The 25484-nt window shown below is 64.4% G+C and carries 23 protein-coding genes; 8 read left to right on the top strand and 15 right to left on the bottom strand.

The genetic code is table 11. The annotated features are described in order from the left end of the window. Positions 1-33 precede the first annotated feature (33 nt). The 5 genes from V9L17_RS04150 to V9L17_RS04130 all read right to left on the bottom strand — a co-directional run bounded on the left by V9L17_RS04150 (position 34) and on the right by V9L17_RS04130 (position 5599). Positions 34-1593: a GMC family oxidoreductase gene (locus V9L17_RS04150; RefSeq protein WP_337350584.1), complete on the bottom strand. Its 1560-nt coding sequence runs from the start codon at positions 1591-1593 to the stop codon at positions 34-36. Beyond that, positions 1590-2366: a TIM barrel protein gene (locus V9L17_RS04145; protein ID WP_337350583.1), complete on the bottom strand. Its 777-nt coding sequence runs from the start codon at positions 2364-2366 to the stop codon at positions 1590-1592. Before V9L17_RS04145 ends, V9L17_RS04150 begins: the two co-directional genes overlap by 4 nt. Before the next feature lie 85 nt (positions 2367-2451). Continuing rightward, positions 2452-3288, bottom strand: a complete 837-nt coding sequence (locus V9L17_RS04140; RefSeq protein ID WP_337345303.1) for a carbohydrate ABC transporter permease — start codon at positions 3286-3288, stop codon at positions 2452-2454. Between the two features lie 2 nt (positions 3289-3290). Then, complete coding sequence (locus V9L17_RS04135; RefSeq protein WP_337345302.1) at positions 3291-4250, bottom strand: carbohydrate ABC transporter permease; 960 nt, start codon at positions 4248-4250, stop codon at positions 3291-3293. Positions 4251-4303: 53 nt separating this feature from the next. After that, entirely contained in the window at positions 4304-5599 is a 1296-nt protein-coding gene (locus V9L17_RS04130) for an ABC transporter substrate-binding protein (RefSeq protein ID WP_337350582.1), read from the bottom strand. A 278-nt stretch (positions 5600-5877) separates the two neighbouring features. Between V9L17_RS04130 and V9L17_RS04125 the strand changes: the two genes are divergently transcribed. After that, positions 5878-6822, top strand: a complete 945-nt coding sequence (locus tag V9L17_RS04125; RefSeq protein WP_337345300.1) for a LysR family transcriptional regulator — start codon at positions 5878-5880, stop codon at positions 6820-6822. A 75-nt stretch (positions 6823-6897) separates the two neighbouring features. Here the strand turns inward: V9L17_RS04125 and V9L17_RS04120 are convergent, their stop codons facing one another. The 3 genes from V9L17_RS04120 to V9L17_RS04110 form a co-directional block, all read right to left on the bottom strand. After that, positions 6898-8376: a C-glycoside deglycosidase beta subunit domain-containing protein gene (locus V9L17_RS04120; protein ID WP_337350581.1), complete on the bottom strand. Its 1479-nt coding sequence runs from the start codon at positions 8374-8376 to the stop codon at positions 6898-6900. Between the two features lie 40 nt (positions 8377-8416). Beyond that, positions 8417-9709 carry a C-glycoside deglycosidase beta subunit domain-containing protein gene (locus V9L17_RS04115; RefSeq protein WP_337345611.1) on the bottom strand — a complete coding sequence of 431 codons (1293 nt, stop codon included), beginning with the start codon at positions 9707-9709 and terminating at the stop codon, positions 8417-8419. Positions 9710-9796: 87 nt separating this feature from the next. Further along, entirely contained in the window at positions 9797-10579 is a 783-nt protein-coding gene (locus tag V9L17_RS04110) for an SDR family NAD(P)-dependent oxidoreductase (protein WP_337350580.1), read from the bottom strand. Positions 10580-10817: 238 nt separating this feature from the next. On the opposite strand from V9L17_RS04110, the gene V9L17_RS04105 reads away from it, so the two are divergent. The 7 genes from V9L17_RS04105 (at position 10818) to V9L17_RS04075 (ending at position 17893) form a co-directional block, all read left to right on the top strand. Continuing rightward, the gene (locus tag V9L17_RS04105; RefSeq protein ID WP_337350579.1) at positions 10818-11837 is read left to right on the top strand and encodes a VOC family protein; all 1020 of its coding nucleotides are present in this window, start codon (positions 10818-10820) and stop codon (positions 11835-11837) included. 6 nt (positions 11838-11843) lie between these two features. Then, positions 11844-12788, top strand: a complete 945-nt coding sequence (locus tag V9L17_RS04100; protein WP_337350578.1) for a fumarylacetoacetate hydrolase family protein — start codon at positions 11844-11846, stop codon at positions 12786-12788. A 101-nt stretch (positions 12789-12889) separates the two neighbouring features. Beyond that, on the top strand, positions 12890-13831 hold the full coding sequence (locus tag V9L17_RS04095) for a cyclase family protein (protein WP_337350769.1): 942 nt from the start codon (positions 12890-12892) through the stop codon (positions 13829-13831). 76 nt (positions 13832-13907) lie between these two features. After that, positions 13908-15032: an FAD-dependent monooxygenase gene (locus tag V9L17_RS04090; RefSeq protein WP_337350577.1), complete on the top strand. Its 1125-nt coding sequence runs from the start codon at positions 13908-13910 to the stop codon at positions 15030-15032. Next, positions 15029-16108 (top strand): amidohydrolase family protein, encoded by a 1080-nt coding sequence (locus V9L17_RS04085; RefSeq protein ID WP_337350576.1) that lies wholly within the window; start codon positions 15029-15031, stop codon positions 16106-16108. Before V9L17_RS04090 ends, V9L17_RS04085 begins: the two co-directional genes overlap by 4 nt. An 11-nt stretch (positions 16109-16119) precedes the next feature. Next, the gene (locus V9L17_RS04080) at positions 16120-17118 is read left to right on the top strand and encodes a fumarylacetoacetate hydrolase family protein (protein ID WP_337350575.1); all 999 of its coding nucleotides are present in this window, start codon (positions 16120-16122) and stop codon (positions 17116-17118) included. Position 17119: 1 nt separating this feature from the next. After that, on the top strand, positions 17120-17893 hold the full coding sequence (locus V9L17_RS04075) for an SDR family NAD(P)-dependent oxidoreductase (protein WP_337350574.1): 774 nt from the start codon (positions 17120-17122) through the stop codon (positions 17891-17893). Positions 17894-17962: 69 nt separating this feature from the next. Here the strand turns inward: V9L17_RS04075 and V9L17_RS04070 are convergent, their stop codons facing one another. The 7 genes from V9L17_RS04070 to V9L17_RS04040 all read right to left on the bottom strand — a co-directional run bounded on the left by V9L17_RS04070 (position 17963) and on the right by V9L17_RS04040 (position 25434). Further along, positions 17963-18922: a LysR family transcriptional regulator gene (locus V9L17_RS04070; protein WP_337350573.1), complete on the bottom strand. Its 960-nt coding sequence runs from the start codon at positions 18920-18922 to the stop codon at positions 17963-17965. Between the two features lie 34 nt (positions 18923-18956). Next, on the bottom strand, positions 18957-19979 hold the full coding sequence (locus tag V9L17_RS04065) for an MFS transporter (protein ID WP_337350768.1): 1023 nt from the start codon (positions 19977-19979) through the stop codon (positions 18957-18959). A gap of 38 nt (positions 19980-20017) precedes the next feature. Next, the gene (locus V9L17_RS04060) at positions 20018-20176 is read right to left on the bottom strand and encodes a hypothetical protein (protein WP_337350572.1); all 159 of its coding nucleotides are present in this window, start codon (positions 20174-20176) and stop codon (positions 20018-20020) included. A gap of 173 nt (positions 20177-20349) precedes the next feature. Further along, positions 20350-21288 carry a carbohydrate kinase family protein gene (locus V9L17_RS04055; RefSeq protein ID WP_337345288.1) on the bottom strand — a complete coding sequence of 313 codons (939 nt, stop codon included), beginning with the start codon at positions 21286-21288 and terminating at the stop codon, positions 20350-20352. Between the two features lie 61 nt (positions 21289-21349). Beyond that, positions 21350-22756, bottom strand: coding sequence for a NosD domain-containing protein (locus tag V9L17_RS04050; protein ID WP_337350571.1), 1407 nt, complete (start codon positions 22754-22756; stop codon positions 21350-21352). An 11-nt stretch (positions 22757-22767) separates the two neighbouring features. Then, positions 22768-24351, bottom strand: a complete 1584-nt coding sequence (locus V9L17_RS04045; protein ID WP_337350570.1) for a glycoside hydrolase family 32 protein — start codon at positions 24349-24351, stop codon at positions 22768-22770. A 39-nt stretch (positions 24352-24390) separates the two neighbouring features. After that, positions 24391-25434 carry a LacI family DNA-binding transcriptional regulator gene (locus V9L17_RS04040; RefSeq protein WP_337350569.1) on the bottom strand — a complete coding sequence of 348 codons (1044 nt, stop codon included), beginning with the start codon at positions 25432-25434 and terminating at the stop codon, positions 24391-24393. Between the last annotated feature and the right edge of the window lie 50 nt (positions 25435-25484).

Genomic DNA, 25484 nt, shown 5'->3' with positions numbered 1-25484 from the left:
GGCGCTGAAGTGCAACCATCGGCCACTTCTTCATTATTTAATCATTCTATTGTCTAATTCAGACATAAGTAAAGGACTGTTGAGGTCTTTGGCGACTTTTCGTGCGCCTTTGACCGCAAGGGCCACAGCCGTCAGCGTGGGATTGCACGCCGTGGACGTAGGGATGACACCATTGCCGGCCACAAAGAGGCCGGGGACGTCCCAGACCTGGCTGTCGGGCGAACACACGCTCCCGCCGTCGTCCGCTGCGCCCATCCGGGTGGTTCCCTGATAGTGCAGCGACGCTCCCGGCGGGAGGACGAACGGACGTTCGTCGAGGGGTTCGCCCACCGCCTTGCCCAGTCGGACAATCTCCTGCTTGGCGCGCTCCAGCACGTCCCGGTCCCGCTCCGTCAGGCGGTAGTGGAGGCGCATGGCGGGCATCCCATAGGCGTCCAGGGACGCGTCGTCGAAGGCCACGCGGTCTTCCCTTTGGAGGTCCTTGGCGCAGAACAGCCCCAGTCCCACAATCGAGCCCGGGACAATGGGGTCGTCCTCGGCCACCGGAACAGGTGAGGCGTCCAGCTGCATGATCTGGCCATGGAAGGGCATCTCGTCGGTGTAGGGTACCCAGGCCACGCCGCTTTGCCCTTGGAGCGCACCGGCGGCGCCCGCCAACCCGTTGCCAGCCGTAACATCGCGCAGCCTGCTGGCGAACACCACCTGCGACTGGTCATTGAGGTACCGGCCCAACGCGTCGGGCCGAATTCCCGAAGCCCACAGCAGCTGCGGCGTACGCAGCGCATCCGCGCCCACTACCACCACGCGGGCGGCCACGTGGTGGGTTTCGCCCGTGCGCCGGCTCTTGACTTCGATGCCGGCAGCCCTGCCGTCCTCAAGCAGCACGCGCGTCACCAGCGACTCGTCGAAGAGCTCAAAGTTGGGGTTTTCGCGGGTTACGTCGCCAAGGACGACGTCGGCGCCCGACCACACGAGGCGGCCGTCCTGGCGCCGGTGGACGGCGAGGGGCATTGGCTGGACACGAAAGTCCGGCTCCCGCCCCTCGTCCACCGCGGCGGAGAGTCGCTCCAGGACGATCTCCGAGAACGGCGCGCCGTCGAAGGCGTGGGTGGTCACGCCAAGCAGCCGGCCGGCGTCGTCCAGGAGGCTGTCCAGATCCGGGAGGAAATCGATGCGTTCCCTCCCGCCCGGGCGGGGGCATGCCGCGGTCCAGTGTGCGGCCATGCCGCCCACGTTGCTGGACATGGCCGCAACGGGAAGTCCATCTTCGCCCGGAAAGGCGAAGCCTTCCTGCAGGAGGAAAGTTCCCGGCCGGGCGAGCCGGTCACCGCTTTTCACGGCGCCGGGCGAGTTCACCGTCTTCGCACCGGCCCCGGGTCCTTCGGAGGCACGCTGGGCGAAGCTGAGTCGCTCCGCATCCTCGATGTTTTTGACGTGGGCGCCCGGCGGATTGCTGACGGTTGGACCCACTTCGAACATGGCGATGCTGGCGCCCGGCGCTTCCTCACTGAGGATCCTCGCGTAGGCTGACGCCGTCGGGCCGCTGCCCACAATGGCTACGTCGACGGAGCCGGGGTACCTCCTGTGGCTCACGATCCGGCCACCAGTTCCTGGATGTAGCGGACCGACTTTGCCGAGTCGATGGTGGGGTAGTACTCCAGCCCAATGGGGCCGGCGTAGCCACTGGTCCGCAGGTCAGCGAGCCGGGCAGGCCAGTCGATGGATCCGGAACCCGGCTCCCCGCGCCCCGGAGTGTCGGCGATCTGCACGTAGCGGATGAGGCCACCTGCGTTGGCGAGCTCGACGGCGACATCCTCGCCTTCGACGGTGGAGTGGTAGAGGTCGTAGAGTACGCCGAAGTTCGGCGAGTCAACTCCCCGGGCGATGTAGACCGCCTCGGAGGTCCGGTCAAGCAGGGCGCCGGGATGGTCTACCCGGACATTGACGGGTTCGAGAACCAGCGTGATGCCGGACCCTTCGATGTGGGCCACCCCGCGGGAGAAAATCTCGATCAGTTCGTCGAGCTGGTCCTGCCGCTTCCGTCCGCCAAAGCCCGTACCGCTGCCCACCACAATGCGGGGGCAACCGAGCTGCTGGGCGACGGCGACGCCCGCGTCCAGCCCCTCGTAGAACGGCTCGTGGTTGCGTGGCGGGATCATGAACTGCATGCGGGGCTCGGCGAGCTGGGCTGTGAGCTGGACGCCGGTCTCCTCCAGGGCGGCCTTGAGGGCCGGAATGTCCTTGCCCGTGGGGCCCCACATCTCGACGGCGTCAAAGCCTGCGGCCGCTGCGGCACGGACCCGATCCGCGGCACTTTCGCCCGCTTCGGCGAACAAAAGGTCGATATTCGGCGAAAGTTGGAACATGGGTATCTCCTGGAATCTAGGGGTTTTAGGGTGTAGAAAATCGTCACGAAACGCGTCAAACGATTCGCGGTTACCAGCCGTTGCGTCAGCCCTTCAGGCCGCCGGAGAAGCCTTGGATGAACCTTTTCTGCGCGAAAAGGAACAGCACCAGGATGGGGATCATGGACACGATCACAATCGCGAAGATCGAGTTCCACTCCGAGACCAGGGACCCGATGTAGTAGTACATCGCCACCGGCAGCGTCTGGTTGGCGGAGCCGCCCAGGAAGATCAGCGAAGTGAAGAAGTCATTCCACACGATGAGGCCCGCGAAGATGACCACTGTCCCCGTGGCGGGAGCCATCATGGGAAGCACCACCTTCGAGAAGATCTGCGACCTGCTGGCGCCGTCAATGGTTGCCGCTTCCTCATAGTCGGTGCCCAATCCGCGGAAGAAGTTTGAATACAGGAAGATGGACAACGGCAGGAGCATGCCGGTGTACAGGATAATCAGGCCCCACGCAGAGCCGGTGAGGCCCAGGGACCGTGCACCCATGTAGAGCGGCACCGCACCGAGCTGGCCGGGCAGGATGATCGCGATCAGGAAGAGGTAGTACATGCCTTTGCTCCAGCGGCGGGTGCTGCGGGAGATGACGTAGCCGGTGATCGAACCCAGGGCGATCAGCCCGACGATGCTTCCGGCGGTGATGATGATGCTGTTCACGAGGCCCATCACCACGTTGGAGTTGCCCTGGGCCGTCAGGACGGCCACGAAGTTGCTGAAGTCCGGGTTCTTCGGGAGCGCAAGGGGCGAGGTGGTGTACATCTCGCTGTCCGGCTTCAGGGCGGTGGTCACCAGGAAGTAAAACGGGGCGAGGAAGGTCAGCGCCAGGGCCCAGAGGCCAATCTCGCGGAGCAGTGTGAGTTTGGTGTAGCGGAACATTCTTAGTCCTCCGGGTTCGATCGCGTCAGCCGTTGCTGGATGACGGCGAAGAACAGGATGATGGCGGCCAGCACGAGGGCAAGGGCGGCACCGCCGCCGAAGTTGCCGAGCGCAAACGCCTGTTTGTAGACCTGGGTGGCCAGGGTTTCGGTTGCGCCGGCAGGTCCTCCGTTGGTCAGGGCCATGATGGGATCGAAGACCCGGAGCCCCTGGACGATTCCCAATGTTGTGGCAATGGCGATAGCGGGGCGGATGGCCGGCAGCGTGACGTTGGTAAAGCGCTGCCACAGGTTGGCGCCGTCGATGGCGGCTGCCTCCTCGACTTCCACCGGGACGCTGGCAAGTCCGGCCATAAAGATCACCATGGCAAAGCCGGTGGACCCCCAGACGAGCACTACCAGGACTGTCCAGATGGCCCACTCCGGGTCAGCGAGCCATGGCTTGGCGAGGTCGCCGGCGCCGATCGAGGTGAGGAAGACGTTGATGGGGCCGTCGAAGTCGAAGATGTACTTCCAGACGTAGGCAGTGGCCAGCGGGCTGAGCACCACGGGCATAAAGAAGAGGGTGCGGAGGATATACCGTGTCTTCAGCATTCGGTTGAGGCCGAGGGCGATAACGAGACCGCCGACGTTGCCGAGGAAGACCGACCCAAAGGCCAGAAACAGCGTGTTCGTCAGGGCGCCGAGTTTAGTGGGGTCCTTGAAGATGGCCTCGAAGTTCTGCCAGCCCACAATTTTGAACGAGCCGATGCCCGTCCAGTTGGTAAATGCGAAGAAGCCGCCGATACCCGTTGCCACGTAGTGGATGGCGATAACCAGGACAATCCCGGGCAACGCCCACCACCAATGCCCCAACTGCAGGCCCGCGCCCCGGGGACGGGTCTTCCCGCCCGTCCCCGGAACGCGCCTGCCTCGCAGGGGTGCTTTAGCTGCTTCGCTTTTCGGTTGCATCGTCGCAGTCATGGTAGTCCTTGCTTGTCCCTTTGAGTGGTCGGAACTTTGGTGATCTGAAACTGTCACTGTCCCCAGGCTGCGTCCATGGCCTGAAGTACCTGGTCAGCGTTCTTCTGTCCGGTGATCAGACCCTGGACGCCGGTTGCGAGGGCGTCATAGACGGCGGAGTTGGGCCACTGGCTGTTCGGCAGCGGGCCGTATTTTCCGTCCTTGATGAGATCGCCGACGTTCTCGTAGGCACCTGCGCTGAAATCGTAGTTGTCCAGGCCGGTGACAGGCAGGGCACCGTCGATTTCCGCGAAGGCCTTGGTCTGCTCAGGCTCGGCAGCCCAGTCGAGGAACGCCTGGGCGGCATCCTTGTTCTTGGACGCTGCGTTGATGGAGAACGCGTAGTTCGCGCTGGCGTAAACGAAGCCCTTGTCCGAGCCGTTCTCCGCCGGGAGCGCGCGCACAGCGAAATCCGAGTCGGCGGCCGCGGTCTTCAACTGCTTCCAGCTGGGGCCCGGGATAAAGCCGGCAACCGATGTTCCACTGGCAAGGCCCTTGGTGATCGCGTCGAACCCGGCACCTGCAGCGCCCTTCTGGAAGCAGCCCGCATCATTGAGCTTGGTGACCGCCTCAAGGGAGGCTTTCCAGCCATCAGACCCAGCGAAGGTGGTTTCCTTGGCGGCACGCTTTTCGTTCCACTTCGGGTCCTCGGCGTAGACGCGGGACGCGGCCAGGGACATTGCCATCAGGCCGGTGTTTGGAGCAGCGGAGCCAGCGAGTGCGATGAACGACTTGCCGGCGGATGCGAGCGACCTGCATTCGTCCTCGAGGGCCGCGAAGTCTGACGGGAAGTCAGAAATGCCAGCTGCTTTGGCGGCTGTTTCGTTGGCCACCAAACCAACCACCGTGATTTCCGGTGCTTGGCCGTAGACTTTTCCATCCGCGCCGAAGAGGGCTTCGCTGCCCTCGGGCACGAGTGCCTTTGCTGCATCATCCAGTGGCTCCAGGAATCCGGCCTGAACCAGCGGCAGGATGCTGCGGCCGGTGCCCGAACCGGGAGAAGTCACTACAACGTCGGATGCATTGCCGGCTTGGAGCTGGGTCCGCAGGGTCTGGTCGTAGGAATCGTTCGGCTGCGGGTTGAAGGTGATCTTCACGTCCGGGTGGGTTTCCATGTACTTCTCGCCCAGCGTCTGGAACGGGCTCTCGATGGTGTTAGAGGTGGCAAAGGAGAGGGAAAACTCCTGGGCTCCCGCCGTGGCAGTGTTGCCTCCGGTGGAACCGGAACATCCGGTAAGGATGAGGGCTGCGGCTGTGGGGACGGCGAGGGCGCCGACCTTCAGGCCCGAAAAGCGACTGTGCTGTGTCATGTCCAGCCTTTCTGACTTCGTTGTCGAAAATCCGGGAGCCGTGACCCCGGTCACTCATCAGTATGCAGGAGATGTGCCGAAAAAGCACATAAGTCTTTGCTATACGAGACATAAGTTCCGCCGAGGCGCGCATATCGGCAGGGAAGGAGCGGGGGCGCGCCAAGTCGTGCCGCGGGCTTCCCCCAGGCGCATCAAGAACAATGATGGAATTTCCTATGGATATCGACCGCACTGATAGACTGGCCTGACTGAATTCCTCTTCGAAGGATCGCCGCGCCGTGACAAATTCCGCCCTTCTTTCCCGGCTGGACCTCAACCTGCTCATTTCGCTTGATGCCCTGATTACTGAGCGCAGCGTCACGAGGGCGGCCGAACGGCTTCACCTCAGCCAGCCGGCCCTCAGCGCCTCGCTCGCACGGCTCCGTTCCCACTTCGGCGACCCCATCCTGGCCCGCCGCGGCAATGCCTACGAACTCACACCCTTTGCGCTACGCCTGGCCGAACACACCACAACCGCGCTTGAGGCCGCCCGCCGCGTGTTCGAGAGCCAGGCCACGTGGGAGCCCACCGAGTCCGAACGCGAGTTCTCCATCTACGGCTCGGACTACGGCTTCACCACCATCGGCCGCGTCGCATCCGAACTCGCTGCCGAGCGGGCCCCCGGCGTCCGGTTCAGGTACATGCTCCACAACCCAATGGTGGTCGAAGACGCCGCCAACCGCCTGCGCTCAGTGGACGGTATGGTGCTGCCCCACGGGTTCCTCACCGGACTCCCCTACCTGGACCTTTGGCGGGACGGCTGGGTGGCTGTCGTTTCCACGTCCAACGAGGCCGTCGGCGATCAGGTCACCATGGAAAACGTGGCAGAACTTCCCTGGGTCATGTCCTACCAGTCACGCTCGGCATTCACCTCGGCCGAACGCCAGATCCAGCAGCTGGGCATAGAACCCCGGGTTGAAGTGGTGGTGGAGAGCTTCCTCTCATTGCCCCACTTCGTCGTCGGAACACAGCGGATCGGACTCATCCAGGCGGCACTTGCTCCCTTCGCCCTTCAACTGGGCGGAATAAGGGTACTGCCGCTGCCCTTTGATGCGACCCCCCTGGTCAACGCCCTGTGGTGGCACCCCGTGCACAACCGGGATTCGGAACATGAGTGGATGCGTAGCCTCTTTGAAGAGGCGGCCGGCATCGTGGCTGCCGCAGCAGCAAAAAACGTGCCTTAAAACACTGATGCCCGGCTGGATTTCACCAGCCGGGCATCAGCCTTCCACCGGGCTATTACCGGCCAGGCGGGGCACTTAGGCACTCATGAGCGCAGCCCGCATGCTGCTGCGGATGAGGTCGTGCTGCTTCCGCACCAGCAGCAGCGGATCCACTTCACCAAGCTCGGCGAAGGCATGCCCTTCCCACTCGCTGGACCAGAAGCCCCGGTAGCCCCCTTCGACAAATACGCGGACCAGTTCCGGGTAGTCGATCGCGGGCTCATTGCCCTGCTCGTCAATGTCGTAGAACTTCGCGTGGACATGCATGATCTGGGGCATGATGTCCGCCCACTCCTTCGGGCTGACATGGCCATGCATATTGAAGGCCAAATGGGCGAAGGAACCAAGGCGGGCAGGATCAAAGTCCCGTCCGCGGAGATAACCGATGAAATCCTCCTGCCGCGCGCGCATCGGCGCGTCGGTGGCCCAGATCGCCTGTAGCGTTTGGACGGCTTCGTGGTCCAGGCCGGCCCGGCGGACAGCACGCAGGAGCGTGGGGGACATGCTGTGCATGGTGGAGGAGAAGTCAGCCACGAAGCCCAGGAGCGGGGAGTCGAGGTCGGCGTAGACATCGCGGACTTTCATGATCTCCGGCGAGTTGGGCCCCAGCGGCGCATGGATCTCATAGGCAAGCTTGAGCTCAAGGTCCTCGGCGAGCGGCAGGAGCCGTCGGAGCAGCTCAGGCTTGGCGCTCTGGATGCGAACAAGGGGGAAGCCCAACCTCTTGGCGCCGTGGAACAGCGTTTGGGTGAACTCGTATTCCTCATCCGGGGTCATGTCACGGTCGCGACGGCGGCCCATGTCCAGGTTGGCTCCGAAAGAACTGGCCACGAAGCCATGCTTGTCGAAGGCCGCCTGCCACGAGCGGACAAAGTCATCTGTCACCTTGGGATACGTGGGCAGGACCTGGGAGGCCACGATTTCGATCCCGGGACCGATGCCCAGCTCAGCCACACGGTTAAGCAGGCCGTCGAAGTCATACCAGCCGGCCCGGAATTCCGCGCTTGCCGAGTAGAGCGTGAGTCCCAGCGAGAAGGGATCATCCTCGGCTTTTGGTGGAGCCGGCGTGAGGGATGTCGTGAGTTCGGGCGCAGGCGCTGGGCTGTCCGCCACAGTGAGCTCCAGGGTCTGGTTGACGAAGTTCGGGACGTATATGCCGGGACCACCGTCCTGTCCCGGGGCAATCTGCATGTAGGGCAGCCGCAGTTCCCCCATGAGTTGAATCTGGTGCCGCTCACCGAGGGACAGCGGGGTGTCCCTCGGCACGATGAGCAGCGGATGCTCCTGGAGGTACCAGAGCGTGTCGCTTTGGGCCGGCAGGTCCGCCAGCGCATAGCGGACGCCTCCAAGTTCCAGGGAAAGCTCCTCGGAAGGAACTTCCTGGCCATCGACCATGAGCCGGAGCGAGGACACCGAGGAGAGCCAGAGGCTGCGGTACCACGGGATGGTCAGTGCCAGGGCGAAGCCTTCGGGGTGCGTACGCAGGCTGGAATCGTCAAGAAGTCCGTTTGGCATGGTTTCTCTCTTTGCTGGTGGAGAGGTCGGGTGAGGTGGGTCAGGCAAGTTCGCCGGCGATGCGCCGGATCAGGGCATGTTGGCGGCGAACCTGCTCGATGGAGCGCCAAGGTGTGCGTTCGCCTTCGTATTCGCTGGAGAGGTAGCCGGTGTAGCCGGCGTCCTTGAGGCTTTGGAGGACGGGCCGCCAGGGGATCTGCTGGTCTTCGAGCTGGTCGTTAATGTCGTGGAACTTGGCTTGGATGAACACAACGTAGGGGGCGATGCCGGCGAAGTCGGCCGGATCAACACCGATACCGTCCAGGAAGGGCGGCCGAGTTTCGCGGGTCTCGCCCTCCCGCAGCGGAATCGGGCGGTCCTGGAAGATACCGGTGTCGATGAGCAGGCCAAAGTTCTTGGTGCCGGTCCGCTCGATGAGGCCGATGTAGTCCTCCACCACGGGGTGCCTGATGGGCGTCGGTGAGTGGATCTCGGGGCAAATGATGACTCCCAGCTCATGCGCCAGGTCAAGGGAGCGTTCCACGGATTCAGTCCAGATCGGGTCGGGCACCAAATCGCTGGAGACGACGCCGATCTTGGGACGCACGAAGCCGAAACCCAGCCGGTGGGCGAGCCGCAGGTCCCGCTGCAGTGCCTCGGCGCCCTCGGCAACAGTCATGGCCCTCCCCGGGTGCAGCCGGGTGTCAATCCAGGAACCGTAGTTCGTGGGCTCCAGGGAGTACTTTTCCAGGAGGCTGAACCAGTTGTCGATCCAGGCCGCAGAAGGCTCCGGGTACTGGGGAACGTGCCCCTCACCGAGGATTTCGACGCCGGTGGCGCCCACGTCCGCGACTGCTGCGAGCGCCGTTTCCAGGTCCATGACCGTTCCGTAATCGCCCATGAAGCTGTAGAGCGAGACGCCGTAGCGGAAAGTGCCGTCGCCGATTTCAGGCGAGAGCGTCACCTTTCGGCTGGTGCGGTGCACTGTGGGCTGGTGCTCGAGGGGAATGTAGGACATGCGCAGGCGCAGTTCGATCGATAGCTCATGGATGCCCTGCGGCAGGCCGCCCTCCAGGGGGACAGTGACCACTGCGGCCTCCTCCAGCGGCCAGCGGACGCCGTCGCTTCCCCAGAGTTGGTGCAGAGTGTAGGTCCGCTCCCCGAAGGTCCAGAGCGGAACGTCCGGTCCGACGTCGATGATGTCGCCCACACGAACCGCAACCCCGTCAATAAGGGAGGCGGCCATGCCCCGGTAGGACGGCATGCGGAGCCGGAACTGAAAGCCGGTTACACGTCCGTCCTCGGTGACATTGCGGAATCCGACGGACTGGATGAGGTCTCTCTCGAGAAGCATCATTGCTCACTCTCTGTAGGGGCAAAATCCAGCGTAACAGCATTCTGTCACTTTCACACCTAAGTTTGTTGCGATTCTACTAAACTGCTAACCCGGAAGGACCGCCGACCAGCCGCCGTCCACCATCAGGTTGGCGCCCGTCACGTACGACGCTTCGTCGGAGGCAAGGAACAGTGCGCATCTGGCGACCTCCTCCGGCGAACCGATCCGGCCCAACGGGATGCTGCCGGCGATAGTGCGCATGGGGTGGTCCGGGGCGAGGAGGTTGCCTTCGGTGGCCGCAGTGCGGATCATTCCGGGACTGACGGCATTTACCCGCAGCCCATGCGGAGCCCCTTCGGCCGCCAGTTGCTTTGTCATCGCCACCACGGCTCCCTTGGTGGCCGTGTGGGCAAGCCGGCCATTGGTCATGGACCCGGTGACACCTGCTGTGGATCCCACCAGCACGATGGCGGCATCAGGCGTCTGGATCAGTTGGGGCCAGAAGTATTTGACCGGCAGGAACACCACATCCATCTCATGCTCCACATTCCACTTCCAGTCGGCGAAGGTGAGCTGCTCCAGTGGGGCGAAGCGGGTGACTGCAGCGTTGGCATACAGGATATGGACCTGTCCGTGGGTTGCTGCCACCTCCTGCGCCCAGGAAGCGACGGCGGCCTCGTCCGTGAGGTCCACGCGGCTGCTGCTCATCCGGCCACCCGATGCGGTGACCGCCGCAACCGTGGAAGCGGCGCCGTCGTCGTCCATGTCGCAGCCGACCACGTAAGCTCCCGCGTCGGCAAAGGCCAGTGCCGCGGCCCTGCCCTGGCCGCTGGCCGTTCCGGTGATGACGGCGGTCTTGCCAGCGAGGCGGAGTTGGAGAACAGGCACGGAGGTCCTTCCGGAAGGGCGTTTCGGTCGAGTTTCGCAGGGACGCTCCTTCCGAGGAACGGCAGATCGGTTCTACGTGGTATTTGCCCCGCGGATAGTCAGAAACAGCTGCGGTGTATCTGCCAGACAAATGCCAGATATCAGTAAACGCCTCTTCACCAAATACATGAGCTGGTTCACAGTGGTTACAGGACCTGCACCAAACCGACCGCAGCCAGCAACCCAGAAGGACTTCAACGTGGAAACTCCCCTCTCCCATCTTGCCCACCTCGAGATCACCAGCCCCGACGTCGAAGCGTCAGCCCGGTTCTACGAGGAAAAGTTCGGCATGCGCATCATTGACCGCGTGGACGGCAACGTCTACCTGCGCTGCTGGGGCGACTACTACCGCTACAGCCTTGTCATTACCGAAGGCCCTGAAGCATCCCTGGGCCGGATGGCCTGGCGGACAAACTCCCAGGCGGCCCTCGAGGCTGCGGCCCAGCGCGTCGAAGCGACAGGCGTGCAGGGCACCTGGACCGCCGGCGGCCACGGCTACGGCAAGGCCTACGAATTCACCGGCCCCTACGGCCACCGGATGCGCCTCTTCTATGACGTGGAGAAGTTCGTCGCCGAGCCCGGCTTCGAATCCACTTACCCCGACCGCCCCGAGCGCCGCAGCAGCCACGCCGCAGCACCCCGCTTCCTGGACCACGTGACCGTGGCTAGCTCCGATGTGCGGGGCTTCGCCAAGTGGTACAACGAGGCCCTGGGCTTCCGCGTCATGGCGTTCGTTGACTTGGACGAAGCACCAATCACTGTGTTCTCGGTACTGACCACGAACGAAAAGTCCCATGACCTCGGCGTAGTCCTGGACACCTCCAGCCGCGCCGGCCGCGTCAACCACATCGCCTTCTGGGTAGATGCCACCGAGGACCTGCTCCGGACCGCGGACGTCATGATGGAAAACGGCACCCCGATGGAATACGGCCCCTCCATCCACGGCGTGGGCGAGCAAAACTTCCTTTACTTCCGCGATCCCTCGGGCCTCCGGGTGGAGCTCAACTCCGGCGGCTACCGCAACTACGTCCCGGACTGGGAAGCCAACACCTGGAAGCCGTCCCTGGGCTCCAACAACTTCTACAAGAACGGCGCCATGCCGCACTCCATGACCGAGTCCTTCCCTCCGGCCGAAGGCTTCACCGCCACCGAAGAAGGGGCATCCCCGGAGATGAAGGAAGCGCTCCTGAACCCGTATGCCAAGCAGGGACGGGGCTAAAGGAATATGCCTGAAGCGACATATTCCCTCATCCGGTTCCAGGAATCCGGTGACAGCAAGGCCCGCGTCGGCCTGCTGGTTGCGGGCCGGGTCCTGCCGCTTGACGGCGACATCAACTCCCTGATCGAGCACTGGGACACCACCGAAGAGCACTTGGACACCCTCGCCGCATCGGCAGGCGGGGACACCGGCCTGGCAGCCGCCGACGTCGAAATCCTTGCCCCGGTGGAACCCGTTCAGGTGCTTCAGACCGGAGCCAACTACCGCAAGCACGTGATCGACCTGGCAGCCGCGCACCGCGAACCGGGCCAGGACGAGGAGGAAGTGCGCGCCAAAACCGCCGCCATGATGGACAAGCGCGCGGGCCAGGGCACGCCGTACTTCTTCATCGGACTGCCGACGGCGATCGCGTCCGCCACTGACGACCTCACCCTTCCCTCCTACTCCACGTCCCACGACTGGGAGCTGGAACTGGCAGCGGTCATCGGCAAGAGGGCGTTCCGGGTCACCCCGGAGGAGGCACTGGACTACGTCTTCGGCTACACCATGGTCAACGACATCACCACCCGCGAGTACGTCTTCCGCAAAGACATGCCCGCGATCGGCTCAGACTGGTACCGATCCAAGAACGCCCCCGGTTTCCTTCCCACCGGACCCCTGCTGGTGCCCGCCAAGTTCTTCGGCGACCCACAGGACGTCCAGGTCACGCTGAAGCTCAACGGCAAGCCGATGCAGGACGAATCCACCTCAGACATGATCTTTGGGGTGGCCAAGCTGGTCAGCGAGGCCTCCCAGATCATGCCGCTTCGCCCGGGCGACCTGGTCCTCACCGGAAGCCCCGCCGGCAACGGCCAGCACTGGGGCCGGCTGCTCCAGGACGGCGACGTCATGGAAGGCACCATCACCGGCCTGGGCACCCAGCTGATCCACTGCAAGGACGAGGTCCAGTGACTTCGCAGCAGCACACCGCTCAGGCGGACCAAACCGGTACCGGGGAATCAAACGATTCTCCGGTGATCCGGCGTGAAGACCCGCTGGGCAGCATCCGCGCTATGGCCGCAGCCCACAACAACTGGGGCCGCTGGGGTGCCGACGACGTGCTGGGAACGCTGAACTTCATAGACGCGGCCAAGCGGATCGAAGCTGCGGCCCTCGTCACAAGCGGTGAAGCGTTCTCGCTGTCCCAGCCGTTCGACACCAACGGCCCGCAGAAGGGCTGGCGGCGCCGCACCAACCCCGTCCACACCATGACGGACACTGGAGTGGACGCTGAACGCGGCAACCAGGGATTCCCGCACGGTTTCGGCGGCGCGGACGACGTCATCGCCATGCCGTTGCAGTGCTCCACGCAGTGGGACGGGCTGGGCCACATCTTCGACCAGGGCAAGGCCTGGAACGGCCGGGCCGCCGGCGACGTGGTCACCTCTGAGGGCGACCTGGTGACCGGCATCGAAACCGCGGCGGCCAAAATCGTCACGCGCGGCGTCCTGCTCGACGTCGGTCGGGCCCTCGGGCCGGAGCTCGGAAGGAACGACGGCGAACTGCCGGACGGTTTCGCCATCACCCCGGAACACCTCGAGCGGACCATTGAACTGCAGGGACCCAGCTCGAAGGTGGGCCGCGGCGACATCGTGGTGATCCGCACCGGGCAGCACACCAGGGTGCGCCGCGACGGCTGGGGCGACTACGCCGGCGGGTCTGCCCCGGGCCTGTCCTTCAGCACCGCGCCGTGGCTGCACCGCAGCGAAATCGCCGGAATCGCCACCGACACCTGGGGCTTCGAAGTCCGTCCGAACGAGTTTGATGGTGCTTTCCAGCCACTCCACCAGATCGCCATCCCCAACCTGGGGCTGTTCCTGGGTGAAATGTGGGACCCGGACGGCCTGGCGGAAGCATGCGCATCGGATGGCAGGTACGACTTCCTGCTCACCGCCGCGCCGCTCCCCATCACTGGCGCCGTGGGCTCCCCAGTCAACCCGATCGCCGTCCGGTAAACACAGTCCGGTAGCTTTCAGTTAACAGCAGCAAACAGACACCAGCAGTAACGCCGTCAACACAAAGGAGTCAGCGATGGCAGCAGTACAGAACGTCGGAATCGTCGGAGCGGGAGCCGCGGGACTGACCGCCGCCATCCTGCTGGCCGACGCCGGAGTCCACGTCGAAATCCTCGAGAAGGCCGAAACCCCGCAGACCGTCGGCTCGGGAATCACGCTGCAGGGGAACGCCCTACGAATCTTCCGCCAGCTCGGTGTTTGGGAGCAGATCGAGGTAAAGGGCTACCCGTTCAGCACCCTCGGCCTGCGCGCCCCGGACCCCGCCGGCACCGTCATCGCCGTACTGGAGGACATCCGTACTGGCGGCGACGACCTTCCGGCCACCCTGGGGATGTACCGCCCCGACCTCACAGCCATCCTCCGCGAACGGGCCGAGCAGGCCAGTGCCCGCATCAGCTACGGCAAAACCGTCACAGGGATAGCGGACGACGGCCGTTCCGTCACCGTAAGCACCGCCGACGGCGACACCGCCACTTACGACCTCCTGATTGGTGCCGACGGCCTGCACTCTGCCGTCCGCAAAGCCATTGGCATCGACGTCGAGCCCCAGCCCACCGGCATGGGCATCTGGCGCGCCTTCGTTGAGCGGCCCGCGGACGTGGTCCGCACCGACCTGACCTACGGCGGCCCCTGCTTCATCGCCGGTTATTGCCCTACAGGTCCGGACACCATCTACGCCTACCTGGTGGAGAAGGCCCAGGAGCGCAAGCACGAGGACGGCCCTCGCATCATGACCGAACTCGCCGCAGCGTACGGCGGCCCCTGGAACGAGATCCGCGCCAATCTGGACCACAGCGCCCGCATCAACTACACGTGGTTCACCACCCATCTGGTGGACGGCCGTTGGAACCGTGGCCGCACCGTCATCATCGGCGATGCCGCGCACAGCTGCCCACCGACGGTGGCGCAGGGCGCAGCCATGGCCTTGGAGGACGCGGCCGTCCTGGCCGAACTGCTCATCAATGCCGAGGACGTCACCGAAACTCTCTGGAAGGAGTTCACAGACCGCCGTCTGGAACGTGCCAAAGCAGTGGTCAACGCCTCCGTCCAGCTGGGCCAGTGGATGCTCGACGGCGTCCGCGACGCCGATGTGCCCGGCCTCATGCACTCCTTGTCCACCATGCTGAAGGAACCCGCATGAGCGCGCATCCCGTTAGTGATCCGGCCCGCACCGTTGACGTCCACGCCCACATCCTCCTCCCGGCCCTGCAACAGCTGGTTGCCGAAGCCGACCCCGGCGGCTTCGGCGCCCAACAGGCCCTGGAAGTGCGGCGCAACGGACCCGAATCCCTGGCCGCTTCGGGCCGGATGATCAAGGAACGCTGGCCGCAGCTGACCGATCTGGACCGTCGGTTGGCGGACATGGACAGTCAGGGTGTGGACGTACAGCTCGTCTCACCGTCGCCGTCGCACTTCTACTACTTCGCCGGCGTCGAACTGTCCCTGCAGGTGGCCAGGCAAGCCAACCAAGCCGTCCGTGAGTTCGTGGACCGCGCCCCGGAACGGCTCAACGGCCTGGGTCTGGTCCCGCTGCAGCATCCTGCACTGATGGTCGAAGCGCTGGAGCACGCAGTCCTGGAATGCGGGCTGCTCGGCGTCGAGATCGGCTCGTTCGCCGCCACCCCGCACGATCCGGACCGCAGCACCGTTGAACTGTCCGATCCACGGCTGGAACCGTTCTGGAGCCGGGCCGAAGAGCTCGGCGCCCTTGTCTTCCTGCATCCTTTCGGTTGCTCGCTGGATGAACGGCTGGACCGCTACTACCTCGCCAACACCGTCTCGCAGCCAGCCGAAAATGCGGTGGCGCTCTCCCACCTGATCTTCAGCGGCGTCCTGGACCGCCACCCGGACCTGAAAGTGCTGGCCGCGCACGGCGGCGGCTACCTTCCCACCAGCCTTGGCCGGTCCGACCACGCCTGGAAGGTCCGGCCGGAAGCGCACGGCTGCGCCCACCCGCCGTCGTGGTACCTGAAGAAGTTGTACTTCGACTCCCTGGTCCACAGCGCGGCCGAACTCCGGGCACTGGTTGCGGCCGCCGGGCCGGAGCAGGTGCTGCTGGGCTCGGACTATCCGTTCGATATGGGCTCCGACAGCCCGGCGGCCGAAGTGCGTGCGGCAAGCCTGTCCGCGGCCGACGCAGCCAAGGTCCTGGCACGTAACGCCGCCGCGCTGGGCATCACGCCCGCCTCAGTCTTCACCGCCCATCCCACAGCCTAAGGAACACGCGAATGGTCAAGATCGCACGCTGGAACCACGACGGCGCGACGCAGTCCGGCTTCGTCGATGACGGACACTGCTACGCACTGCCCGCAGGCCAGGGCGTCAACACCCTGCTCGAAGCCGGGCTTGCCGAAACCCTGGCCCGTGCCAGGGAAACCATCGCTTCCGCCGCACCTCTCCCACTGGCCGACGTGCAACTGGTCGCCCCGTTGGTCCCCGCCACCATCCGGGACTTTGTGGCGTTCGAGGAACACGTCGAAGGCGTTCGGAAGAGCATCGACGGCGTGGCCGGCGTTCTGCCCGAATGGTACGAGGCACCCACGTTCTACTTCACGAATCCGCACACGGTGACGGGCCCCGGCGAGGTGATCGGTATTCCGGCGGGCTGTGATGAGCTGGACTTTGAAACGGAGGTGGCCGCCGTCGTCGGACGTGTTCCCGGCAGCGACGGCCGGAACCTGACGGCGGAAGGGGCACACGAGCACATCTTCGGGTACACCATCCTCAACGACTGGTCCGCACGCGACCTGCAGCGCCGCGAGATGAAAGTCAGCCTCGGCCCGTGCAAGGGCAAGGACTTCGCCAACACGCTGGGGCCCTGGATTGTCACCGCGGACGAGTTTGAGGACCGGCACGACGCCGAGGGATTCCTGCCTATCTCCATGGCCGTGGAAGTAAACGGCGAAACCATCGGGCAGGACCTGCTCTCCAACATGGGTTGGCCGTTCGCCGAACTCGTTGCCTACGCCTCCCAGGATTCCGTGGTGCGGCCAGGGGATGTCCTGGGATCCGGAACGTGCGGCAGCGGCTGCCTCGCCGAGCTCTGGGGGCGGAACGGCGCGAAGACTCCCCCGCCGCTGAAGACCGGCGACGTTGTCCGCATGACGATCGAAGGAATCGGCAGCATCGAGAACACCGTAGGCCCACGGCGTGAAGCTGTGACCCGCATTCCGGCCCGTCCCCGCCCACGCAACCGGGTTGCCTCTGCGGCTACGTCCGGGATTTAGCGTGCTATCCCTTCAGCTTGAGGGGCGGACGGTGGTTGTCACCGGCGCCGGGCAGGGCCAGGGCGCTGCCGAGACCCGTTTGCTGGCGGAAGCCGGAGCGCTGGTCATCGCCACCGACCTCGCGGCGGAGATGCCGGCTGACCTGGCCTTGCCTCCAGCCTCGGCGGGCGCGTTGCTGTACCGGCAACTTGACGTGTCCAATGCCTCGCATTGGGCCGGCCTCGCTGACTGGATCCGGTCCGAGGGGCGGCAGGTGGACGGACTGGTCAACAACGCCGGGATCACCCAGCGGAGCAGGCTGCTCGATGTCTTGGTGGCTGACCTGCAGCGGGTCTATGAAGTGAACGTCGCCGGAGCCCTACTCGGAATCCAGGCCCTCACGCCTCTGATGGCCAGCGGCTCTGCGATTGTGAACGTGGGCTCCGTTGCAGGCCTGACGGCGCATTATCCGGTGGCGTACACCGCCAGCAAGTGGGCCCTGCGGGGACTGTCCCAAGTGGCGGCCATGGAACTTGGCCCGCGCGGCATCCGGGTAAACACCGTCCACCCGGGTTTCATCGAAACGCCCATGACGGCGAGCGCCAAGCCGGAATTCAAGCATGCCACGCTGGCCGAGACCCCGCTGGGACGGACTGGAAGCGTGGAGGAGGTAGCCGGCGTCGTGCTGTTTCTCCTGAGCCCGTTGTCGTCCTACGTGACGGGCGCAGAGATTCCGGTGGACGGCGGCCAGTCTGGCCACGGTGGCGCCAAGTCAGTCTCGGACGCGATGCGCTGACCCGTCCTCCCCCAATCCCAACTAGGTAGCAGCAGATGTCGTTATGAGCGCCCAAAACGACATCAACTGCTACCTAGTTGGGAGGGTGATGGGCACCGGGTGGGCCGTGACCGGGAAGAGTTCGTGCAGCCTGGAGCACGCGCGCTGGACCACGGAGCGCAGCCAGACGCTGGCCGGATCCTCCGTTTGGGACGGATGCCAGTACATGGCTTCCACCAGGGAAGCTTCGGCCCCCTCGGAGAACTCCAGCACCACGATCTCGGCCCCGCGCTGCGCCCTGGCTGCCAGCATGCGTGGCACCATCGCCACCAAATCAGTTCCCTCGACCAGCAACGGCAGGGACAGGAAACCTGCCACTACTGCGGCTACCCGGCGCTGCATTCCGCTTGATTCGAACAGCTTGTCGGCAGGAGTGCTGATTCCCTCCCCAAAATAGCCGACGGCGTGGGGAACCGTAACCAGGTCCGCCAGGGTCAGCCGGGGCTGCCGGAGCAGCGGGTTACCGGTATCAGCCACGGCAACGAAGCTGTCGCGGAACAACTGCTTGCTGGTGCCCTGCATGTGGTACCCCGTCGGCCCCACGAGCAAGTCGATTTTCGAATAGTCAGCCATCTGGCCCTGGAACCTGGAACCGGCAGTAGGGACGAAATCCACTGACACGGAGGGGGCCTCCTCCCGCAGGATGCCCCGCAGCGGCCCAACGATCAGCGCCGCCGCGTAGTCCGAGGCGGCAATGATGAACTCCCGCTCGCTGGTGGCGGGATCGAAACCGGACCGGACGCGCGTGGCCCGCTGGATGTGGAGCATGGCTTCATCAACCAGCGGGACCAGGGAATGCGCGAAGGGCGTGAGATCGTACGTGCGGCCGTTCCGGACCAGGAGTTCGTCGTCGAAATGCCGCCGGAGCCTGGCCATGGCCGCGCTGGTGGCCGGCTGGCTCAGCTGGAGCCGCTCTGCGGCGCGGGAAACGTTCTTCAGCTCCAGCAGGACCTGCAGCTGGGGCAACAGGTTCAGGTCCAGGTTCTTCATACCCATAGGTTATCCACACATGGACCTGAGTCCTTTAGAGGTTGACGGGCACCGTCCGCGGACCCCGGATTAGGACCGCCAGCAGCGCCACCGCACACGCGATTCCCAGTGCCCCCAACGCGAAGCCCAGACTGCCCAGTGCTGCGGCGGCTGCTCCGAGGACGATAGGCGTCAGGAACTGGCCGATGAACAGCGTCCCCGTCCAGATACCCGTCCCCCGGCCACGCTGCTGGAATTCGAGGCCATTCACGGCCCACGTGAGCAGGGTTGGCAACAGCACACCCGTTCCGGCGCTGGCGATGACTGCCCCCGCGATCGCCAGCGGCACGTTGCCCGCCACCGAGACCAGGGAGAGCCCGACGGCGGCCAGCCCGAACGCGAGTGCCAGCAGGTTCCGCGTGCCCAGCTTTGCCAGGTAGCGGAAGGAGATGGCTCCTGCGGCGGTAGCGAGGGACGCGATGGCTGCCGCCAGTCCGATAAGGGCGGCATCGCCCACACCCAGCCCGGTGATGACGTACGGCAAGTGCACGATGAGTGCGTAGAAAACGACTCCGCCGAAGAGTGTCACCGCGGCCGGGGCACCGATGTGCCGCCATGGCACCGGCGTTTTGGCCGCCGTCGTGCGCTGGCTCTTGGCCGGCTCCCAGAGCTTGAAGACCATGGGGATGACGATGACTGCGCTGACAGCGTAGAGCCAGAACGGCGTCCGCCAGCCGATGCTGCCCAAGGCGCCGCCGAGAGCGAAGAAGGCGGTGGCCGCGAGCGCGCTGACCATGGTCTGAAGCCCAAGGTATTTGTTCCGCTGCTCGCCTGAGTAGTAGTCCGTGATGAGGGTGGTGCAGCAGGTCATGATGGCGGCTTCAGCGATGCCGACGCCGACCCGCGACACGGCAATGGATTCCAGGGTGGTCAGCCAAAGCGGTGCTGTGCCGAAGGCGGCATAGGCGAGCATGGCGAAGACCAGCAGTTGCTTCCGCCCCACGCGATCGGCCACATAGCCGGCCAGGGGCGAGAAGAGCGCCACGAACAGTGCTGGCAGGGTCAGGGTGAGCGGCACCAATACGGCAACGCCAGGGGTGTCCGCGAACGCCTGGTTCAGGTGGGGAGGATGGGTGCAAGCAGTACGGCCCCCAGCACCGGCATGCAACTGCCGGCAACCAGGAGGGTCGCCTGGAGTCGTCCGGCCGTCCGCGACGGCGCGGGACCGGACGTTTCGTTCCTGGTTTCGGTGCCCTTGAGCTGAGTATTCTCCATTGAATTTTCCTTAGCCTCTTGGTGGTCACTAAGGGACGGCGCTGATATAGGCGCCAAGTGACTTCCCTCACTCTGGCAAGGCTTGGGCTATCGGGGAATCAAGCATTTGAGATAGCTGGTATCCATGGGACGGATGTCTGCCTCGGCTGCCCCGCGCCCCTCGGGCACCGGGGCTACTCCCCCGGGACGGCGTTCAGTTCCGCACGTGTCGGCGGGTTGGCGCCGGGCCGCGACACGGTGACCGCGGCCGCGCGGGAGGCGTGGGCCAGGAGGTCGGCCAACCCCTCGGCCGGAAGCTCACGCAGGTCCTTCCGGTTCTGCGCACCGTCCAGGCCACGGTCCACGATCCCGGACAGCAGCGCCGCCATAAAGGAGTCGCCGGCGCCAACGGTATCTGCCACCACTACTTCCGGCGCGGGATACACCGCTTCGCCAGCCGCCGTGATGCCCCAGGGGCCCGCAGCGCCGCGAGTGACCACCACCATCGCCGGCCCCTCCGTACCGCCGAGGGTCAGCCAGCGGCGGGCTGAGTCCAGCGGGTCAACCCCGGGATAGAGCCACTCCAGGTCCTCGTCAGAGGCCTTGACCACATCCGCCAGACCGGCGAACTTCTCCGCTTGGTTCCGTGCGTAATCCACGTCGGTGATGATGCTGGGCCGGCAGTTGGGATCGAAACTGATGGTGGCGCGCGGGTGTGCGTATTCGACGGCGGCGAGCACCGCGCTCGCGCCCGGCGCCAGCATCGTGGCGATGGATCCAGTGTGCAGCAGGGTGGTGCCCTGCAGCATAAAGGCGAGGCGGTCCGCCAGCCCGGGGAGTTCCCAGGTGAGGTCGAAAGTGTAGGTGGCGGCGCCGTCGTCGTCTATCAGGGCGGTGGCCACACTGGTGGGGAGGTCGTCCGGTCCCTGCGGCAGCATCACTGAACTGGCGCGAAGGTGCGCAGCGACGGAATCACCGTACGCGTCGCGGCCATAGCGGCCGATGAACTGGACCGGGTGGTCCAGGCGGGCGAGCCCTACCGCGACATTGAGGGGGCTGCCGCCCACGTGGGCTTCGATTCCGGAGGCGCGCTGGACAACGTCAACAAGGCCCTCGCCGATTACAGTGAGCATGGGTCATACTCTGCCAGAGAAGCTGGCCCCGGACACCCGCCATCATCCATCCCGGCCACCATTACGGGCTGCTTTGCGGCGGCGCCGGAGTGCTGAGGCGGGGGTCCAGAGCTTCTGAGGTTTGTTCTGTGAAACCAACCGTGGGCGTGGTCCTCAAGGCGTTCACAGCCCTATCGGCGATAACTTGGGCTTCAGTTCCGGAATCCAGGATCGTATTCCGAACTGATTCGGAATCGACCATCACGGCGGTAACGGGAAGCCCCTCCGAAGCCTGGGTGGTCAACAGAGCGTCCACTTGAGCCTCGAAGCAGGAGTCGCTTGACGTGGAGTGAACGTCCATCGCCACTACGTGGTTGTTGGAGACGAAGTTGCCCGACCCGGCCAGCAGCCGGATGATGACAGGCATCGCTCCTACTGGCCGGATGCTCTCTGAGTCGATGATCTGGGAGAAGTGGTTGCCGATCACGGAGTTGTTGCTGCCGCTGACACAGAGAAGTCCGTTGAGGTCGTTCAGTCCGTTGTCCACTCCCAGGAAGGGCGTCCAGGGCTCATGGTCACGCAAGAAGTGATTCGTGGCCACGAGGTTTTCCGAACTGTCGGCTTCGAGAATCACCATCCCTGGGTAGAACGAGTGCAAACGGTTGTTGGAGACGCTTGAACGCGTGACGCCGCTGAGATGGACGCTGCTCGCACCACGGGGGAAGACGTTGTTCGCGGTTATCAGGAGCCCGCCATGGTTCTCTGCGTAGATCGAATAGCCTTTAGGGCCCGCTCCCACCAGGTTGTCGGTGATCTTTGATGCCTGTCCCCACCCCCGCAGTTCGATGCAGCTTCCGCACTCAGCGATGAAGTTGTCGTGAATGGATAGGGCGTCCGCCTTGTAGATGGTGAGGGCGTTCTCAAGATAGACGAACCCCATGCCATTGACGCGGAATGAGTCATTGGCGCTCGCCACATAGATACCGGTCTTGCCGTTGACGTAGGTGTTCTCCGAAGGCATTCCCGAGCCATCCGAGTTGAAGTGCAAACCGTCGATGCAGAAGTTGGAGAACTCGACCGAACTGATTCGCGGGCTCCCGCTTCGCTCAACGTAGAAGGCGGCTCCTTTGGATTCCTCCCGGCCTTCGCCGACGGGAATGTCGACGATAACGCGACTGCCTCCTGGCCACAGCTCATGCAAGTTGGGCCATTCGTCTTCGGGAACGTTGAACCGGATGCTTGAGGACGTAAAGCCGTGTCCCGAGCCCTGGATTCGAAGGAAGCTGACGTCGATCACCACCTGCGTACGGAGGTGGTAGTCCCCCGGCGGAATGTAGATGACCGCGCCCGGCTTTCCTCCGTTGTTCGCATCGGTGACGTTCTGCCGGTCCTTGATGTCGGCGATGATGCTGTTGATTACTTCACCGACGTCCTTGGACGGATTGCCGACCGGCCACGTCGTCACGTCGTAGTAGTTGTTGCTTGACATAGGTTCTTCCCCTAGGTGAGTGTCGAGACCGCGAGTTTCAGTATTGTTGCTGAGCCGCCCTCAGCCGATATCCAGTTCTCCGAGTTTTCGGTTTCGGGGAAGATGAGGTCGGTCAGGACCACCCTGCCGCCCTGTGCGAAGACTTCCACCGAGCAATGGTCGACGACGATCTGCAGCTTAAGCACGCCGTCATCAAGTACCAGCGGGGCTGATGCCACGGATGGAAACTTTTCGTGGAATCCTGTGTTGCCTGACTGCCTGCGGTCAAGGATGAGCTGGGCGCTGGTCGTGTCGTAGCTGAGGAGGGTGCCCTTGCTCCCGTTACGGCTTCCGAAGAGTCGGAAAGCAAAACGTTCGGCGCTTCCGGGCTGTATCTCCGCCTCGATGATTTGGGCGCTACCAGGCACCGCATCCGGCAACCGGAGGGCCGAATTCCGCAGCTCAAAGGCGTCTGCGGTCATTTGGTCCTTGGCAGCAGGCCGCTCGTCTCCTGCACCCGGGCCGGCCAGGACCGGGCGCTGGGTCAGGCAGGCAGAGCCGTTGACTGCTGTGAGGCGCACTTCGCGGGCAAGGGTCATCGAGGACCGCCAGGGGGCAGTGGGCAGCTCGTTGGCGTAGTCCCAGTTGTTCATCCAGCCGATGATGATGCGCCGGCCATCCGGGGCGTTGCTGAAGGATACGGAGGCGTAGCAGTCGCGCCCCCAGTCCAGCCATTGGCATTGCCGCAGGGCGGCAGCGGCCGCCTCAGGCTCGGCGATGGCGGACACACCGGCCGGCGCCGCAAGTGAACCGGCGTCCGGAACGAAGCGGACGCCGTCGAAATGGCCGACGAAGTACTGGCCGCCGGAACCTCCTGCTACTCCACCGGGGTTGATGTTTACAATCAGGACCCATTTGATGTTCTCCGGGTCCCCGTCCACCGCCAGGGGAAAAAGATCGGGGCACTCCCATTCCCCGGCGTCGGCGTTGGCCGGCCCGAAATCGCTCAGGAAGTCCCAGGACTTGAGGTCTTCCGAACGGTAGAAGACCACCTTTTGGTGCTGCGCTTCGACGGCGACCATGATCCAGCAGGCACCTTCGTCCCCGTCATAGCGGAAGACTTTGGGATCGCGGAAGTGCGCGGAGTCTCTGGTGAGGACTGGGTTGCCGTCGTATTTTCGCCACGTCATTCCTGCGTCTGTGCTGTAAGCCAGGGACTGCGCCTGCGTGCCGCTGTGTTCAGATGCGGCTTTGTAGGCACTGGTGTAAATGGCTACGAGGGCAGGTTCGTCGGCCGTGCTAAAACCAGACGTGTTGCCGTAGTCGACTACGACACTGCCAGAGTAGATGTCCTCTGTCTCGTCGCAGGCAATGGCAACAGGGTGTTCGGTCCAGTGCAGCAAATCACGGGAGGTGGCGTGGCCCCAGGACATGTTTCCCCAGACGTTGCCGTACGGGTTGTTCTGGAAGAAGAGGTGGTACAGGCCCTCGTAGAAAACCAGGCCATTGGGGTCGTTCAGCCAGGTATCCCTTGCCGTGAAGTGGATGGCAGGCCGGAACCTCGAGGTTCCGGCAGGGGTTGTTTCCGGGCGTGCGGCATCAAGGGCACTGGTCATGTCTGGCGTTCCTCTGGGGAAGTGGAAGGGGATGGCTGCCTATTGCCGGGGAGCCGCGATGGAATCACGGCGCACCAGGGGGCAGCTCAGAATGGTCGGGTGGAGTGCCATGAGGGTGAGGTCGGTCTTCCCCTCGACAGCGTCAATCAGGTGCTCGGTGGCCCACGCACCCATCTCGTAGTGGGGCAGGGCCACGGTGGTGAGGCCGGGGTGGAGGTTGGCGGCGATCAAAACCTGGTCATCGAAGCCGACGACTGAAAGGTCAGTAGGGATGGTGAGTCCCAACTCCGCAGCGGCGCGGTAGGCTCCCATCGCCATCCGGTCGTTGTAGCAAAACAAGCCGGTTGGCCGGTCCTCGCGTGCCAGGATCCGCCGGGCCGCTTCATAGCCGCCTTGCACCTCGGAGATCTCGGACTCGACAGGTGCCGCGTCGCCGTCGAGCCCTGCTCCGGTGAGCGTGGCCCGGAAAGCCTGGAGCCGCTGACGGGTTGCCGGGACATCGTCGGTGTTGTTGATGAAGCCCACCCGCGTGTGCCCTGCTTCCAGGAGCGCGCCAACGGCGGCACGTGCACCACCGTCTTCGTCCGGGACCACCGCTGTGATATTTCCGCCAATGGCCACCGAGTCGACCAGGACGGAGGGCACGCTGCCGAGGTTGGCCGGCAGTTCCACATTGCGGTGGTACATCGTGGCGTAGAGGATTCCGTCCACCCGGCGATCCAACAGTGCCTCGACGTCGGCCTGCCTGGATTCCAAACTGGCCGAACCGGAGGTGTTGATGATCATGAGGTTATAACCCCGGGCCTTGGCGGCCTCGTCAGCGCCGAGGATGATCCGGCCGGCGTGGGGCGTGGTGGCGATATCCTCGCTGACCAGGCCCAGCATGCCGGTCCTCTGGGTGCGAAGAGCCTGGGCAAGGCGGTTGGGGCCATAGCCCAGTTGCTCCGCAATGCTCCTGACCTTGTCCTTGGTCTCCGGGCTGATTCGAGCGTAGGAAACGTCGTTGAGGACGTGGGAGACAGTTGTCACGGACACACCGGCGGCGACGGCCACGTCCTTGATACCGATGTTCTTGTTGCTCATCTGTTTCCCACGTCCTTATGGTCTGCGATGCCCCTGAGGGTTACCAGTAG

The organism is Pseudarthrobacter sp. CCNWLW207 (assembly GCF_037203945.1).
In the GTDB taxonomy this organism is placed as follows: Bacteria; Actinomycetota; Actinomycetes; order Actinomycetales; family Micrococcaceae; genus Arthrobacter.
The sequence above is the reverse complement of the archived record's forward strand: the minus strand, read 5'-3'. Positions and strand labels throughout refer to the sequence as shown.